Source organism: Pseudoalteromonas sp. 1_2015MBL_MicDiv, from assembly GCF_002407505.1.
Lineage (GTDB): Bacteria > Pseudomonadota > Gammaproteobacteria > Enterobacterales > Alteromonadaceae > Pseudoalteromonas > Pseudoalteromonas fuliginea.
Genome location: NZ_CP012737.1, coordinates 3,124,200 through 3,140,945 on the forward strand (window position 1 = coordinate 3,124,200; position 16,746 = coordinate 3,140,945).

10 protein-coding genes, 6 tRNA genes and 1 other RNA gene are annotated in these 16,746 nt (G+C 41.4%); 1 reads left to right on the forward strand and 16 read right to left on the reverse strand.

Annotated elements, in window-relative coordinates; genetic code table 11:
* Positions 1-116 precede the first annotated feature (116 nt).
* From rlmB to AOR04_RS13965, 7 genes are all read right to left on the reverse strand, one after another.
* Positions 117-860, reverse strand: a complete 744-nt coding sequence (rlmB, locus tag AOR04_RS13935; RefSeq protein ID WP_007378377.1) for a 23S rRNA (guanosine(2251)-2'-O)-methyltransferase RlmB — start codon at positions 858-860, stop codon at positions 117-119.
* Positions 857-3,337 (reverse strand): ribonuclease R, encoded by a 2,481-nt coding sequence (gene rnr, locus AOR04_RS13940; RefSeq protein ID WP_096793692.1) that lies wholly within the window; start codon positions 3,335-3,337, stop codon positions 857-859. Before rnr ends, rlmB begins: the two co-directional genes overlap by 4 nt.
* A gap of 189 nt (positions 3,338-3,526) precedes the next feature.
* Positions 3,527-4,261, reverse strand: coding sequence for an enoyl-CoA hydratase/isomerase family protein (locus AOR04_RS13945; RefSeq protein ID WP_096793693.1), 735 nt, complete (start codon positions 4,259-4,261; stop codon positions 3,527-3,529).
* Between the two features lie 430 nt (positions 4,262-4,691).
* Positions 4,692-5,858, reverse strand: coding sequence for an FAD-dependent monooxygenase (locus tag AOR04_RS13950; RefSeq protein WP_008133779.1), 1,167 nt, complete (start codon positions 5,856-5,858; stop codon positions 4,692-4,694).
* Positions 5,855-7,042 carry a 2-octaprenyl-6-methoxyphenyl hydroxylase gene (gene ubiH / locus AOR04_RS13955; RefSeq protein ID WP_096793694.1) on the reverse strand — a complete coding sequence of 396 codons (1,188 nt, stop codon included), beginning with the start codon at positions 7,040-7,042 and terminating at the stop codon, positions 5,855-5,857. Before ubiH ends, AOR04_RS13950 begins: the two co-directional genes overlap by 4 nt.
* A gap of 15 nt (positions 7,043-7,057) precedes the next feature.
* Positions 7,058-8,380 (reverse strand): Xaa-Pro aminopeptidase, encoded by a 1,323-nt coding sequence (pepP, locus tag AOR04_RS13960; RefSeq protein ID WP_096793695.1) that lies wholly within the window; start codon positions 8,378-8,380, stop codon positions 7,058-7,060.
* 28 nt (positions 8,381-8,408) lie between these two features.
* Positions 8,409-8,972 carry a UPF0149 family protein gene (locus tag AOR04_RS13965; RefSeq protein WP_007378383.1) on the reverse strand — a complete coding sequence of 188 codons (564 nt, stop codon included), beginning with the start codon at positions 8,970-8,972 and terminating at the stop codon, positions 8,409-8,411.
* A 193-nt stretch (positions 8,973-9,165) separates the two neighbouring features.
* Between AOR04_RS13965 and ssrS the strand changes: the two genes are divergently transcribed.
* A non-coding RNA gene (gene ssrS / locus AOR04_RS13970) (6S RNA) lies at positions 9,166-9,348 on the forward strand.
* Positions 9,349-9,532: 184 nt separating this feature from the next.
* Here ssrS and AOR04_RS13975 read toward each other — a convergent pair.
* From AOR04_RS13975 to AOR04_RS14020, 9 genes are all read right to left on the reverse strand, one after another.
* Positions 9,533-12,616, reverse strand: coding sequence for an efflux RND transporter permease subunit (locus AOR04_RS13975; RefSeq protein WP_096793696.1), 3,084 nt, complete (start codon positions 12,614-12,616; stop codon positions 9,533-9,535).
* Complete coding sequence (locus AOR04_RS13980) at positions 12,613-13,929, reverse strand: efflux RND transporter periplasmic adaptor subunit (protein WP_096793697.1); 1,317 nt, start codon at positions 13,927-13,929, stop codon at positions 12,613-12,615. The genes AOR04_RS13975 and AOR04_RS13980 overlap by 4 nt, the downstream gene beginning before the upstream one ends.
* Positions 13,919-15,334: a TolC family protein gene (locus AOR04_RS13985; protein WP_096793698.1), complete on the reverse strand. Its 1,416-nt coding sequence runs from the start codon at positions 15,332-15,334 to the stop codon at positions 13,919-13,921. The genes AOR04_RS13980 and AOR04_RS13985 overlap by 11 nt, the downstream gene beginning before the upstream one ends.
* Before the next feature lie 603 nt (positions 15,335-15,937).
* Positions 15,938-16,013 (reverse strand) — tRNA-Thr (locus AOR04_RS13995).
* Positions 16,014-16,115: 102 nt separating this feature from the next.
* A tRNA-Phe gene (locus AOR04_RS14000) sits at positions 16,116-16,191 on the reverse strand.
* Between the two features lie 67 nt (positions 16,192-16,258).
* A tRNA-Thr gene (locus tag AOR04_RS14005) sits at positions 16,259-16,334 on the reverse strand.
* 57 nt (positions 16,335-16,391) lie between these two features.
* Positions 16,392-16,467, reverse strand: a tRNA-Phe gene (locus AOR04_RS14010).
* 55 nt (positions 16,468-16,522) lie between these two features.
* Positions 16,523-16,598 (reverse strand) — tRNA-Thr (locus AOR04_RS14015).
* Positions 16,599-16,669: 71 nt separating this feature from the next.
* Positions 16,670-16,745 (reverse strand) — tRNA-Phe (locus tag AOR04_RS14020).
* Position 16,746 lies beyond the last annotated feature (1 nt).

Sequence of the window (16,746 nt, forward strand, 5' to 3'; positions counted from 1 at the left end):
TCGCTATAATAGAGTATCAATTGGTGTAAAGTTAAAGCGTAAATTACAGACACAAAAAAGCCGAGATTGAATTTCAATCTCGGCTTTTTAATACATAAAACTTATCGTTTTATATATTAGTTATTTGCGTTACGTTGGCGTAATACTTCAAACAAACAAATACCCGTGGCTACCGATACGTTTAAGCTTGAAACAGTACCCGCCATTGGGATTTTAACGAGCATATCGCAATGCTCACGCGTTAAGCGTCGCATGCCCTCGCCTTCTGCGCCCATAACAATAGCCATTGGCCCCGTTAAGCTTGCGTCAAATACATGGTTATCAGTTTCGCCAGCGGTGCCTACAACCCATACGCCTGCATCTTTAATTTCGCGAAGCGTACGCGCAAGGTTAGTCACTTGAATAAGCGGTACTGTTTCGGCTGCGCCACAAGCTACTTTACGTGCTGTGCCGTTAAGCTTTGCAGAGCGATCTTTAGGTACAATGATAGCGTGAACACCAGCAGCGTCTGCACTACGCAGGCATGCACCTAAGTTATGCGGATCGGTAATACCATCAAGCACAAGTAAAAACGGTGTGTCTTCACGAGCGATTATCGCATCAAGATCTTTTTCGTTAAACGTTGGCGCTGCTTTTACGTTAGCAATAATACCTTGATGCTGCTCACCTTTTGATTTGCTATCAAGGGCTTTGCGCTGCATAAACTGTACTGAAATACCAAATTTACGTGCTTCATCAATAATCGGAGTTGAGCGTTTGTCGTCACGACCTTTAAGGGCATAAATTTCTACAAAGCGCTCTGGTTCGCTTTCTAAAATTGCTTCAACAGAATGAAAGCCAAAAATTAATTCATTACTCACGTATTGTCTGCTCCTGGGCTAGTACGTTTACGGGCATTTTTGCCTGCTCTTTTAGGCTTTTTAACGGCCTTTTTCTTCGGTTTTTTCTTTACGGCAGTGTCTGCAGGTTTTGTTGCAGACTTATTTGCAGGCTTGCCTTTATCTTTATTTGCTGGCTTTTTTTTACCTTTAGGTTTGTCATCGCTGTGCGACTTTTTACCCGGTACTTTGCCTGCTTTTAATTGCGAACGCACACTTGCTGGCGCATGCTCAGATTTGCCTGAGCCTTTTTTAGGTGCACGACGACGTGAGTATCTGTCTTGTGCAACATCGCCTTTAAGCGTTAAGTTTATACGGCGATCGTCTAAACTAACCGATGCAACTTTAACTGTTACTTTATCGCCAAGGCGATAAACAGTATGCGAGTGCTCACCTATTAGGGTGTGTTTTGCAGCATCATGTGCAAAAAACTCATCGCCTAAATTAGTAACGTGAATAAGCCCATCAATTTGTAAATCATCTAAACGAATAAACAAACCAAAGTTAGTGACCGATGAAATAACACCGTTAAACTCGTCACCTACGTGATCTTGCATAAACTCACATTTAAGCCAGTCGGCTACTTCGCGAGTTGCATCGTCAGCGCGACGCTCTGTTGTAGAACACTGCTCACCTAGCTGATCAACTTCGTCGTCGGTATAAGCGTATTCGCCAGACGTTTGCTGACCTTGTGCTCTTATTACTGCTTTAATAGCACGATGCACGACTAAATCTGGGTAACGACGTATTGGCGATGTAAAATGCGCGTAAGCCGATAACGCTAAACCAAAGTGACCAATGTTATCTGGCTGATATACAGCTTGTTTCATTGAGCGCAGTAACATAGTTTGAATAAGTTCAGCTTCTGGGCGGTCACCTAGTCGCGCTAATACTTGCGTTATTTCTTTTGGTGTTGGCTCGTCGCTTAATGTACTTTCGATGCCTAACTCGCCTAAAAACTTAGTAAAGTTACCTAGTTTTTCTTGGTCTGGTTCGTCATGCACACGATAAAGCGCACTCGCTTCATGCTTTTCAAGAATTTTAGCCGCAGATACGTTGGCTAAAATCATACATTCTTCAATGAGTTTGTGCGCGTCGTTACGAATAACAGGCACTATTGATTCTATTTTACGTTGAGCGTTAAATACAAAACGTGTTTCTAGGGTTTCAAACTCAATGGCACCACGGTCTTGGCGTGCTGCTTTAAGTGCCATGTACATTTGCTGTAGATCAGTTAAATGTGGCACAACGGCTGAGTATTCTTCGCGTAGTTTTTCGTCGTTTTGTAGAATGGCATTTACTTTGGTGTAAGTTAAACGTGCATGCGAGTTCATCACGGCTTCGTAAAACTTATAACCCGAAAGTTTACCCGCGCTCGATACGGTCATTTCGGCAACCATACATAAGCGATCTACCTTTGGATTAAGCGAACATAATCCGTTAGAAAGCACTTTTGGTAGCATCGGAATTACTTGCTCAGGAAAATACACTGAGTTACCACGCAAAATTGCTTCTTTGTTAAGCGGCGTGTTCATTCCTACGTAATGCGATACATCGGCAATGGCAACCCATAAGCGCCAGCCACCTGATTTTTTAGGTTCACAGTATACGGCGTCATCAAAGTCGCGTGCATCTTCGCCATCAATAGTTACAAGTGGTAAATCACGTAAATCTACGCGACCTTGTTTGTCAGCTTCTTCAACAAATTCACCTAGGTGAGCAACTTGTGCTTCAACTTCTTCTGGCCATACATGTGGAATATCGTGATTGCGCAGTGCGACTTCAATTTCCATACCTGGGGCTAAATGCTCACCAAGTACATCTATAACTTTACCTACCGCGTTCATGTTACGGCTTGGATTTTGCGTAATTTTAACCTGCACCATTTGGTTATGGCGGGCACCGTTTTCGTTGCCTGGTAAAATCATTATATCTTGCGTTATGCGCGGGTCTTCAGCGACTACCACAGCAACACCGTGCTCAACAAAGTAACGGCCAACAATTGCCGCGCGCTCGTTAGTAAGCACTTTTATAATACGTGCATCGCATTTTGAGCCAGAACCACGTTTAGTGCCTTTAGCTAGTACAATGTCGCCATGTAACACCATATTCATTTGGTGCTTAGCAATAAACCAATCTTTACTCTCGCCTTCAACTTCTAAAAAGCCGAAACCGTCTCTGTGGCCTATTACTTTGCCTTTGGTTAAACCGGCTTCGTCAATTAGGGCGTAGCATTTAAATTTATTGAAATACAGCTGTCCGTCACGCTCCATAGCGCGAAGGCGGCGTTTAAATGCTATTTGGCGTTCGTCATCGTTTACTGCTAGTTCTTCACATAATTGCGCGTAGTTAGCAGGCTTTGAACGCTCTTGAAGGTGAGTAAGTATAAACTCACGACTAGGGACTGGGTTTTCGTACTTTTCTTGTTCTCGACTGAGATTTGGATCTTGGTTTGACATTCACTATCTTGTTAGTTGGTTATGTAGGTATTTTAACCCATATAGTTATAATGAGACAGGTAAAAGCTATTAAACTTTTAAGAAAGCACTTTTACCTTGGTGTATAGTTGAAAAATCTAGCGCAATGGGACTTAACGATCCCTTAACTGCAAAGTGTTTAGTCATTTCGTAGCAATGCTAAAACCTATACTATTTTTTTTGTAGGTTTTTCCACAGCAGTTTACTTATATTATCAATAAAGCTTGGATCTTCTTCTTTCATCGTAAGTAAAATCTGCTTATTCATTTGTGTTTTATTTTGAGCGTAAATCCAACGATTTTTATTAAACTGCTGAGCAAACTCAAGTACACCCGCTTGTAGTTCATCGTTATTTGCAAACACAGCTTCAACTACTTTGTTCTCTAGCAGCTGCTCTGCACCAACCCGCTCTCCTGACATAGCTAGACGATTAAAGAATGTTTGCGAAATTGCTTTATTAATTATAGGAAACATCGACGGAACAAACGGCACCATTACATCCACTTCAGGAAAACAAAAAAAGCCTTTGTCTGATTTCATAAATCTAAAGTCGCACGCACACGCAAATACAGCACCATTACCATAGGTATGCCCGTTTAACGCAGCAATAATAGGCATAGGAAAAGTAACGATGCGTTTAAATAAATCGCCTATTTGCACCATAAAGTCAGAAATTGCTGCTGGTAAAATACTTGGATTAGACATCCATTGAAGGTCGATACCCAATGACCAATTTTTATCACTTGAAGACGTTAAAATAACTGACTTAATATTTTGATCTGCTTCAATGTGGTCTAGGTGTAAATTAAACTCAGCCAAAAACGCTGGATTATGACGGTTTTCAGCGGTATTCATGGTGAGTATAGCGGTGTTATTTTTAGTTGTTAGTTCTATTAAATTTGCCATTAAATCCTCTTTTTTGCTTTTTAAGTTAACTCTAAGCGCAGTTCATTATTTTTATAGTTATCAATAATACCAACTCGATTAATTAAGTGGTCTATTTTGGGGCAAGAAAACCTTGTCGATTATAAGGCAAATTAGTTGTTCTATATCAAAAATTTTAACACAGTTAGTGTCAGATTTAATCCCTCAAATTGATTAAGTATTATTGCGGATTGGTATAAGGCATGTTTATTTTTTGAGGTTAAATTTTCAGCGGTATGTTTAACTTGGCGCTTATAATATTCGAGGTTTGGTAATTAATCGTCTTGAATTCAAGTATTTAGTTTGGATGAATTTCAAAAAATAAGAAGCACTTAATTTAACTCAATATAAACATTAAAAAAGGCGCTCTTAAATTAAGCATCGTTCTTTACAAAACTTATTGCTGATGTTTTTACTTTCCTATCGCTTCTTTGGCGAACAAGTGTTTTATTGGCCCTAGGTTATCAACTAGCGACAACCCTACTCCGCGAATAAGCTTTTTAAACGGATTAGCCCCTTCAAATAACTCTTTTAGCCCTTGCATCATGGCTATGTGTTTTTGTGCGTCGAGCTTACGGGTACGTTCGTAATCGCGAAGTGTGCGCGTGCTTGCAAATTCTTTATTATTACTTGTTAAAAGCTCAATTAAATAAGCGGCGTCTTTTAGGCCTAGGTTCATACCAAGCCCTGCAAGTGGATGGATTGTATGTGCAGCATCGCCAATGAGTACCACTTTGCCTGAAACCCATTGCTGAGCGTAGCGCATTTTAAGTGGGAAAGCCACGCGCTTACTTTGCACTTCACACAAACCGCATTGACCATCTATTGCAGCCATAACGGCTTTATTAAAGGCACAATCGTCCATTGCAAGCAGCTCATCGCAGTGGTTTGGGCTTGTAGACCATACTATTGAATGCGTATTTGCATCGCTCAGAGGTAAAAATGCCAGTGGCCCGGTTGGTAAAAACACTTGGCGTGCGGTATTTGCGTGCGGCTCTTTAGTTTTAACAGTCGCAACTAGCGCATGGTGGTCGTAATCTTTAAAGCTCAGCGCCATATTAAATTGTTTGCGAATAGCTGAGTTTGCCCCATCAGCGGCCACCAGCAGTTTTGCAATAATTGGCTCGCCGCTTTTAAGCGTTATAAATACATCTGATTCGCTTTGATGTATTTGCTGATACTGCGTATCGAACATTAGCGTGGCGCTTGGTTGTTGCTCTAGCTCTTTTATAAGCGCGTAGCGGATAATGTCGTTTTCAACAATATGGCCTAAATGTTCAAGCTCAAGTTGTTCGTTATTAAACGCTATTTTGCCAAAACTGTCGGCGTCGCGTACGTCCATATGCGTATAAGCGCACGCTCGCTGTGCGATAATTTCGGGCCATACGTTTAATTGCTCAAGCAAGGTTTGACTTGCAATGCTTAGCGCACTTACGCGCAAACCATATTCGTCAGTTGGCAACGCTTGTGTTGGTGCGCCGTCGAGTACAACTACGCTTATATCGGCTTTTGCCAATCCAAGTGCCAGTGTCAACCCTACGCAGCCACCACCTACAATACAAACCTGTGCTTGCTTCATAAACGCCTACCTTGTTTAACTTGCCCCATTAACTGTTTGGCTAATGGCGCTTTTAATGCGGGAAATAAATCCATCGAAAACAACCCAATACTGCGCCCCAATGCGAGCACTCGCGATGAGTTTGAAAAAAGCCTAACAAGTGCATCGGTTAAACTCATTACGGTTTTTATATCATCACAGCGCTTTTTTGAATATTCACGTGTAAACGCATAGCTGCCTAAATCGTGTCGGCTGTTTGCTATTAAATTACTAAGGACTTGCACGTCGCGAAGGCCTAAATTAAAACCTTGCCCTGCAATAGGATGAATAGCATGTGCAGCATTACCAATAACCACTGTACGGTGCGCAATTAAAGACTCAACTTGCCCGTAAACGAGCGGGTAACTCGTGCGCGTGCCTACTTTAGTAAATTGCCCACCGCGATAACCAAACGCGCTTTGCAGTGCACTTATAAAGTCTTGTTCATTAAGTGCCATGTGCTGTTCGACTTGATCTTGACGCATACACCATACTAACGAATAACGGTTATTGCTCATGGGTAATAACGCCATAGGCCCGTTTTGTGTAAAGCGCTCAAAGGCATGATTATTATGCCCACCAGCCACTTCTACATTAGCAATAATAGCGCCTTGTTCATAAGGCTGGGTATTAAAACCAAGCCCAAGTAAACTACGTGTTGGTGATTGTGCGCCATCAGCAATAACCAATAGCGCTGCGTTTAATTGCTCGCCGCTTTGTAGGGTGAGTGTATTGCTATGCAGAGTTTGCTCAATGGCAGTTACGCTATCGGGGCACAAAAGCGTAATATTTGACTGCGTTAAACGCAGGTGGAGCGCTCGGCCAAAAGGGTTAACTTCTACTACGTAACCAAGTGAGGGCTTAGCAAATTCGTCGCAATTAATGTGCGCTTTGCCAAAGTGGCCTCTATCAGACACGCTCACTTTTTTGATTGCTGCGGTGTAAGGGGCATTTTGCTCAAATAAATTGAGGCTTTGTAAATACTCTACCGATTGCTGAGCAAGTGCAATACTTCTGTCGTCAAAGCTTGGGTGGTAGTCGCCGGTCACTTGATTAGCTTCTACAACGGCAATATTTAACGCGGGATTAGTTTTAGCCACACTTAATGCGCAGCTTGCTCCTGCTAAACCACCGCCAATAATAACTACATCAAACTGCTTAGCCACTTTACTCTCCGAGCTTTATACGTTTTTAGCACTTTGCATAAGTGCTTCTATATCGCTAATTTTTTTAGGTACGCTTAGGGTCAAGTTTTCATGGCCGGTTTCGGTAACTAGCAAGTTATCTTCGATACGAATACCAATGCCTTTGTATTTTTGCGGTGCGCTTGAGTCTTCGCTTATATAAAGCCCAGGCTCTATAGTGAGTACCATACCGGGCTCAAATGCACGCTCAACGTTATTTACTTTGTAATCGCCAACATCATGTACATCTAAACCAAGCCAATGCCCAAGCCCGTGCATGTAATATTCTTTACATACCCCTTTTGCCATTAGCTCATCAAAGTCGCCGGTTAAAATACCTAAATCAAGTAAACCTTGGGTCATTACTTCCATTGCTAGTTTATTAGCATGCGACATAAACCCGCCGGGTTTAACCTCTTCAAAAGCAACTTCTTGCGCTTTAAGAACAATATTATAAAGCGCGGCTTGCTCTTCGCTAAATTGTCCATTTACTGGAAAAGTACGGGTAATATCGGCGGCGTAACCTTGTAGCTCGCAACCGGAGTCTATAAGTACCAGGTCGCCATTTTTTAATACGTCGCTATTTTGCGTGTAATGTAAAATATTGGCGTTGTCGCCACTACCAACAATTGTGCCGTACGCCGGGTGCGGCGCACCATTCATGGCATAATGATGATGCAGCTCTGCCTCTAGCTGAAATTCAGTAGCTCCGGGGTGTGAAAAACGCATAGCGCGCATGTGCCCTCGCGCACTAATTTCACAGCCTTCTCGCATAACATCTATCTCGCTTGGCGATTTAAACAAACGCATTTCATGAATAAGGCCGCGTATTTCTTTTAAAGTACTCGGTGCTTTAAGGCCTTTTCGTGAGCCACTTCGAAGTGTACCTAGTAACAAAAACACTTTAGTATCAAATGAAGGATAAGCACCTTGTGCAAAATAAATCGCATCTTTTCCATTTAGTATATCGAGCAGCTTATCGTTTAATTCACTTAGTGGGTAAGCTTCATCAAACAAGTAGTCACTTTTAGCTTTATCAAAGCCAACTCTGCGGCCATGCCAAATTTCTGCAAGCTTGTCTTTATCTAGGCAAAATAAAGTACTGGGTGCATCGCTGTTGTTACATAGTACAAGTACAGCGTCGGGTTCGTTAAAGCCAGTTAAGTAAAAAAAGTCGCTATCTTGTCTAAATGCATATTCGGTATCGCGGCTGCGCGTAACTTCGCTCGCAGCAGGGATAATAGCAACGCTATTTTTATCCATTTGCGCAAGTAAACGCTCGCGGCGTGCTTTAAATTCTGACTTTTGTACTTCAACCATTATTAACCAACCCGTTTAACTTTTTAAACTAATGAAGTGTTTTTTTAGTACTTTGCGTGTTTTGCTCTTTACCAAGCTCTGCAAAACAAAGTAGTGCTGATACGCGCACATATTCAATCACTTCGTGCAGCGCTTGGCTGTCTTCTTCGGTTTCTTCAAAAGTGGTATCTAGGCGAGTGATTTCGCTAAAATCAGTAATAACTTCTTTAACATCGCTCGATAGTTTACCGTAATCTTTTTGCTTTAAGCCAAAACCAAGCATAAAACCTGCTACCCATGATACGAGGCCATTAGCCTGATCGATGAGTGTTTCGTCGTCGCTTGGTAAAAATAAATCAAACTGAAATTCATCATCATTAAAGCTCGCGACTACTTGCTTATAAATAGTGCCAAAAAACTGCTTTAAATCGTTACTAAACGATTCACCATCGTTAAACACATCGCTTAAAAGGCCTAAGTATTCTTTGTCGTCAATGGTTAAACCACACGCAAGTAAACCACTAATTACACCATGCGCTTCGGCAGGTGATACAAATATTTCGTTTTTTTCTAAAAGCAGTTGAGCTTTTTCGTAATCGGGTAGATCGTTCATAATCGAATCTTCGCTTTGCAAGTTAAGGCAATGCTACCACTCGATAAAAAGCAACTCCAATTAATTGTATGATCAAGCTCAAAAACCATGCGATTAAGTAAATGACGGGTTAAAGATGCGGAAAAACTAAGCGAACAGTTTAATTTTTTACGTTTGGGGTTTAAGGATTGGATTATGTCTTATATACTTAAATTGTTCCCTGGGGTACCGGAGCTTAGTTAAGTCCCTGAGCCGATAAATTTTATACCAGGGTTTCTGTTCGTCTACTATTGTGCAGGCTCGGCATGTACCGAGAAGCCTACGGTAAACCGCAGATTCCCGCCCTGAAACCTTCTGGTTTCAGGACTGAAACCGAGTACCGTATCTTGGGGAACACCTTTTTTGCAAACCCTCGCCTTTAAAAGGCTTTATCAAAAAAATTAACCTTCCTGTTTACTCTTATATTTATCTAAATTTTTTATTCACTTATCTTCAATTGTCTAACATTACTATTAGCTTATAAAAAAGCCGTAGGTAATTACTTACCCACAGCTTTAATAGTCATGTATTTAAGAGTGGAGTTATTTAAACCAACCTTGAAAGCGCTCCATCATCATGTAGTTTATTGGTACTAACAATAAAGTAATAAAGGTAGCAAAAATAATCCCAAACCCTAAGCTCACCGCCATTGGTATTAAAAACTGTGCTTGAGTCGCTTTTTCAAACAGTAATGGCATTAAGCCAATAAAGGTCGTTAAACTAGTTAGCATTACAGGGCGAAAACGCGATGCTCCTGCAATTTTAACCGCATCTAATAACTTTCCACCTTCACTGCGCTTTTTATTAATAAAATCAACTAGTACAAGGGAGTCATTTACTACCACCCCGGTTAAGGCGAGCATACCAAGCAAGCTCATAATGGTTAAATCCATGCCCATAATCCAATGCCCGACTACAGCACCTATCATGCCAAATGGAATTACACTCATTACTATAATTGGCTGTAAGTAAGATTTAAGCGGTATTGCTAATAGCGCATAAATTATGAAAAATACGAACACAAGCGCCCAAGCCAACGACCCAAACGACTCTCGCTGCTCTTTAGCCTCACCTTCTAGTTTATAATCTACTCCAGGATATTGCTGCATTAATCCATCTAAATACTCTGTTAGGTCAGCCTGAAGTATGGTCATGTTGGTGTTATTTTTTTCAATATCCGCTGTTACATTTAAAGTACGGTAGCGGTCTATTCGGTTAATGGTTGATGGACTTTGCCCAGCAGTAAGTGTTGCCACGTGCGATAAAGGCACTGAGCCTCCATCAGGCGTATTTATAAGTATATTTTGTAAATCGGCTACAGAGCGACGCTCTTCAATAGGCAAGCGTACCATTACACGTACATCATCACGTCCGCGCTGAATACGTTGGACTTGCGAGCCAAAGAACGAGTTACGCACTTGCCCTGCAACATTAACTCTATTTAAGCCCAGCGCTAAGCCTTGCTGCGTAAGCTCTATTTGTAACTCTTCTTTACCATCAGACATGCTATCGGCAATATCAAACACCGTTGGGTAGGTCGATAAACGGGTTTTAATGTGATCAGCCACGTCTTGTAAAATAGTCAACGAAGTCCCGCTAAGCTGAACATCAATTGGGTCAGAACTTCGGCCAATTTCAGCTCTAAATGTTAAGCTTTCAGCACCTGGAATGACACCAATTAAATCGCGCCATTCGCTGGCAAGCTCTCTTGATCCTATGTCTGATTCACGCTTTTCAGCCGGTGTTATTTCAAAGCGTACTGAACCTGAGTTAGATACACCACCGCGCCCACCTGTTGTGGCTAATATATTTAAAATAACGCTTTCACCTGTATCTGGGTCGCGGTATTTTTCTTGTAATTGCTGCGCTTTTTGCGACATATCAATTACGTATTTATTAGTGACTTCAAACGGCGTACCTGTTGGTAGTGTTAAGTTAACGCGGACTGTTTCGCTTGGTATACGCGGGAAAAATACAAACTTAGTCCAACCGCTAGTGATCATGGTTAAAATTATAACAAATACACCAATAAACAAGCTTACCGAAGCCAATTTATGGCGCAGTGCTAAATTTAAAGTGGGTTGATAGTATTTTAAAATCGCGTTTTCAAATCCATCTGCAAAACGCTGTTGAATAACATCAAACTTTGAAGGTTCGCCTTTTTCGTGGCGTAGTTTTATATATTTTAAATGTGCTGGTAGTACAAATTTAGATTCAATCAATGAAAACAATAATACCGGAATAACCACTACCGGTATTTGTGCAAACAAGGCACCACGCGCCCCTTCAATAAAGGCCAAAGGTAAAAAGGCAGCGACGGTAGTCAACACACCAAATGTTACTGGTGTTGCTACTTCTTGAGTACCTAAAATTGCGGCCTGCTCGCCCGACGTAGCTGTTTTTAAATGGGTGTAGACGTTTTCACCGGTAACTATGGCGTCATCAACAACAATCCCCAGTACCAATATAAAGCCAAATAAGCTCATAATATTAAGGGTTACGCCAAAAATAGGCATCGCTATAAACGCGCCCATAAACGAAACCGGAATACCAATAAATACCCAAAATGCAATTGCAGGGCGTAAAAACAAAGTAAGTAAAGCCAGTACTAAAATACCGCCTTGTAGGGCATTGGTCGTTAGTGTGGCAATTCGACTTTTAACCAGCTCCGAATCATCATCCCAGTAACTTAGTTCAAACCCTTGTGGAAGGAAGCTTTGTTGCTCTTTTATATAGTTTTTAACATCGTCAGCAACTGTAATCGCACTTTGTGGACCAATTCGATATACGTCGATAAATGCAGCTTGCTTACCATTAAAGCGAGTACGTACTGGGGTTTCTTCAAAATCGTCTTTAATTATTGCAATATCGCCTAAACTAATAATAGTGCCGTCAGCTTGGTTTTTAACAACAATATTGGCAAATTCATCTTTACGATATGCTTGCCCTTTAGAGCTTATAAGTACGTCCCCACCTTCAGTTTTTAAGTTACCAGCAGAAATATCAGAGCTTGAATTAGCAATGGCACTCGATATTTGTGCAAGGCTTAAATCGTACTGGCGAAGAACGTCTTGGCTTACTTCAATGGCAATTTCGTAATCACGAACGCCACTTAGCTCTACCTGTGTTACATTAGGCAAACGTAGAATTTGATCGCGTACTGTTTCTGCATATTCGCGGGTTTCTTTTTCGCCGTAGTCACTCGATACGGTAACCGCGATAACTTCGCGAATTCGCTCAGCAAGCGCGACTATTGGCTTTTCAGCATCGGCTGGAAAAGTGTTAATTGCGTCTACACGACTTTTAATATCGGCTAAAAGCTCACGCGGGTCGTAGCCCGTTTCAACCTCTATTGTTACAGAGCCAGAACCTTCAGAAGAGCGGCTAAATATTTGCTTAATACCTTCTAAATCTTGTACGGCTTCTTCTATACGAATTGTTACGCCTTGCTCTACATCCTCTGGTGTTGAGCCACGCAAACTTACGTTCACGCTTATCATGTCGGTTTCGAATGAAGGGAATACTTCAAGCGGTATTTTGCTTGATAGGCTAAAAAGCCCCGACAGTAACAGTGTCACTAGCAATAAGTTAGCAGCAACATGGTTTTTGGCAAACCAAGCTATCATGGCTTATCTCCTTGCTTTGCTGCACGACGTTTTTTTAACTCTTCAACACTAATACCAAGCTCTTTTGCTTTTTGTTCAAGCTGCTCTGGAGTCGGGCGCTTTCCTTTACCTTGCCCATTCGCTCCACGGCTTTTAGGTTGATCTGCACTTTGTTCACCTAAAATACTTACTTGAGTTCCTGAACTTACTTGACCAAGTGGAGTAATAACAAGCTTATCATTTGCGTTTAAACCGGTTTTTATCATCGCCTGAGTCGCATTTTGCCAAGCTAGTGTGATGTCTTTGCGCTTAAGTACGCCACCTTCAACAATGTAAACGTACGTTCCTTGATAAATTGTACTGTTAGGAATTATAAGTGCGTTAGAGACTGTTCTGCCGGTAATTTGCGCTTTTATATACTGCCCAATTTTTATTGGGTACTGGTTATTTGCTGTTGCTTTATACGGGTCATTAATTTTAGCAACTACATAAAGCTGCTGTGCGCCTTCATCTATAGCACCTTCTGTGCGTGCTAATTGACCTTGCCACGTTTGCTCACCTACTAAGTCAGAGGTAAATTTAACAATTGAACCCGCTTGGTTTTTAGCACCATCGCGATACTGCTCTGGTAAATTTACAAATGGGAGATCTTTATTTTTAATTGGTAGGCGAATCTCAACGCTATCGATTGCGTAAATGGTGGCTAGCTGTGTGTTGTTAGTAACAACTTGCCCTAAATCAACACTACGGCTGAGTATACGCCCCGCATATGGCGCCGTTACTTTAGTGCGCTCTAAATCAAGCATCGCTTTTTCAAGTGCTGCCTGCGCCGATAAAACCTCAGCTTCAGCGGCTGCTAGTTGTGGCTCACGTAGTACTAAGCTGCTTGCCTGATTTGAGCCGCCAAGGCGCTTCCAATCGGTAATAGCTTGTTGCCCACGCGCCTTCTCTTCTAGCAAACCTTGCTCTGCGGTTAATAAATTGGCTTGAGCAGATTTAACTTCAGCCTGATGATCTCTGTCGTCTAGTTTTAAAAGTACATCGCCTTTTTCAAAAAAACCGCCTTCTCTAAAGTCATCACTTACTTCAATTATTTGCCCAGATGCCTGAGCCACTAACAAGCTTTGTGTACGTGGTTTTACCGTACCGTAGCTGTCTACTATCACTTGATAATTTTGTGGTTTTAGCTCAAGCGCAGCCACACTTATTGATGCCTTAGGAGGTGTCCCAAAGCGTTTAGCCTCAGGCGTGTTATTTTTAATAAACATAACAATTAAAATAGTGGCAACTATAACCACCGCTGGAATAATAATTTTTGCTGTTTTAGTTTTCATCGTTATTGCTCTTTAGTTCACTTGAGGGCTTTGCAAAATCACCACCAAGGGCAATGTGTAAGTTAATTCTATTGGCTATTAATTGGTTTTTAATATCGATTAAGGAGCTTTGCGCGTCAAAAGAACGGTCTTGGGCATCAAGCACTGTCGTGTAAGTCACCAAGCCACTTTGATACTGCTCAAACGACAATTGCTCTGCAGCAAGTGCGTTTTCTTGTGCCTCTAATGTGCTTGTATATTGAGCTTTGAGGGACTGCTGCTGCGAAATTGCATTTTCAACATCGCCAAACGCGTCATAAAGCGTTTGTAAATAAAGCTGCTCTTGCTTTTGAGTATTAAGACGCGCTATTTCTTCGTTGGCTTTTAACCGCCCTCCTTCAAAAAGTGGCGCTGAAATACTACCTAATAAAGACCATGCAAGGCTTGATGGAGAAAACAAGTCGCTTACTCGGTCTGTACTATCACTTAATGAAGCTGTTAAATCTAAACTTGGAAAGCGTTGTTTATGCGCATATGCCAATGATGCGTCGGCTGCTAAAAGCTCATACCAACTTGCACGTAGAGTAGGTTTTCGCGTTATAAGCTCAGAAGGTAATCCTAGAGGAATATCGGTATTAATAACAGGTAAGTCACTACTAGCAGTAATGGCACCTTTTGGGTATTCACCAAGTAAACGCTCAAGTACACGTGCTGATGCCGATAAACTCGCTGTTTGAGTGGCAATGCGAGAGCGTTCATTATTAAGCTCATTACGAGCTAAATACACATCGAGCGCTTCGTTTATACCTTGGCGATAGCCAGACTCAATAATATCGAGATTTTGTTGTGCATTGGCTTCACGACGCTTAAATAAATCCAGTAATTGCTGCGCCGTAACCACATCGAACCAGCCTGTTACTACATCAGCAACGAGTTGCTGTTTAGCTTGCTCAAACCGTTCCTGTTGCGCTAAATAGTTAAGATTAGCTTCGCGCTTGGCGTCAGAAAGCTTACCCCATAAATCAACCTCGTAAGTTAAGTTTAAACTAACTGAACTTGCGTTGTCGTAGCTTACAGGGCGGTTGTTTTTACTACGGCTTGTACGCGTTGATAAATCAAGGCTAGGCCAAAGCGCAGCACCCGATACTATAAGCTGTTGTTTTTGAATTTCAACATCGTAACTAGTTTGTAAAAGCTGTTGGTTGTTTTTAAGTGCTTGTTGTACAAATTTGTTAAGCGTAGGGTTTTGTAATTGCGTAAGCCATTGCTCTTGTACTTTTAATACTGAGCTTGATGCTTCTTGCTGCCATTGCTGAGGCATATTATTAGGCGCTTGCATGCGCTGCGACGAGTTTAAATCACTCGCACAGCCGCTAAGCAGCATCACACTAATTGCCAATAGGGTTGGCTTGCATTGCCAAATCATAATTAAACCTAAATTACTGCTATTTATGAGGTTAATTCAAGCACTTTGGCAAATTTTGCTCAACCTACTTTACATAACATTACATAGCTAGCGATGAACTAACATATTTGCAAGTTATACGGTAAAAATGAGTAAATGATCAGCAGTTTTTAATAATAAAAAATTAATTTTTTGTAATGTGTTTAAGAGATTAACTATACAAAAACAAAAAAGCCCCACAATAAGCGGGGCTTTAAATAAATGTGCCGACTAACAAAGTCGAGCAGGTAACTTATACAGACTACTGATTACAAGTCAGTTGCTTTGCTCTTAATTATGGGTATTTTAAATTCTCAAGTTGAAAACAAAAAAGCCTCGCTATAAGCGAGGCTTTTAAATAAATGGTGCCGACTAACGAAGTCGAGCGGGTAACTTGTACAGACTACTGATTACAAGTCAGTTGCTTTAAGTTACATAAATAAATGGTGCCGACTAACCGACTCGAGCGGGTAACTTATACAGACTACTGATTACAAGTCAGTTGCTTTGCTCTTAACTATGGGTATTTTAAATTCTCAAGTTGAAAACAAAAAAGCCTCGCTATAAGCGAGGCTTTTAAATAAATGGTGCCGACTAACCGAGTCGAACGGTTGACCTACTGATTACAAGTCAGTTGCTCTACCAGCTGAGCTAAGTCGGCACACAAAACTGTGTGCTAAGGCACGTTCAATTTTAAAGATTGAGAACTTTTATAAAGCACTTAAAATAAAAAAACCTTGCATAAGCAAGGCTTTTCAATAAATGGTGCCTCGACGCGGAATCGAACCACGGACACGAGGATTTTCAATCCTCTGCTCTACCGACTGAGCTATCGAGGCACATAAACTGTGCTAGTTAACTAAATTTTCTAAGTTAACTTTTTACTAAACTAGTTTAGTAAATAAATGGTGCCGACTAACCGAGTCGAACGGTTGACCTACTGATTACAAGTCAGTTGCTCTACCAGCTGAGCTAAGTCGGCACACAAAACTGTGTGCTAAGGCACGTTCAATTTTAAAGATTGAGAACTTAAAGTAAATGGTGCCTCGACGCGGAATCGAACCACGGACACGAGGATTTTCAATCCTCTGCTCTACCGACTGAGCTATCGAGGCACATAAACTGTGCTAACTAAAAGTAAAATAATTATTTAACTTTTAGCTTTATAAATGGTGCCGACTAACCGAGTCGAACGGTTGACCTACTGATTACAAGTCAGTTGCTCTACCAGCTGAGCTAAGTCGGCACACAAAACTGTGTGCTAAGGCACGCGTAATAATGTTTAAACTGTTGATTAAACACCACTACTGTAATAAATGGTGCCTCGACCCGGAATCGAACCAGGGACACGAGGATTTTCAATCCTCTGCTCTACCAACTGAGCTATCGAGGCA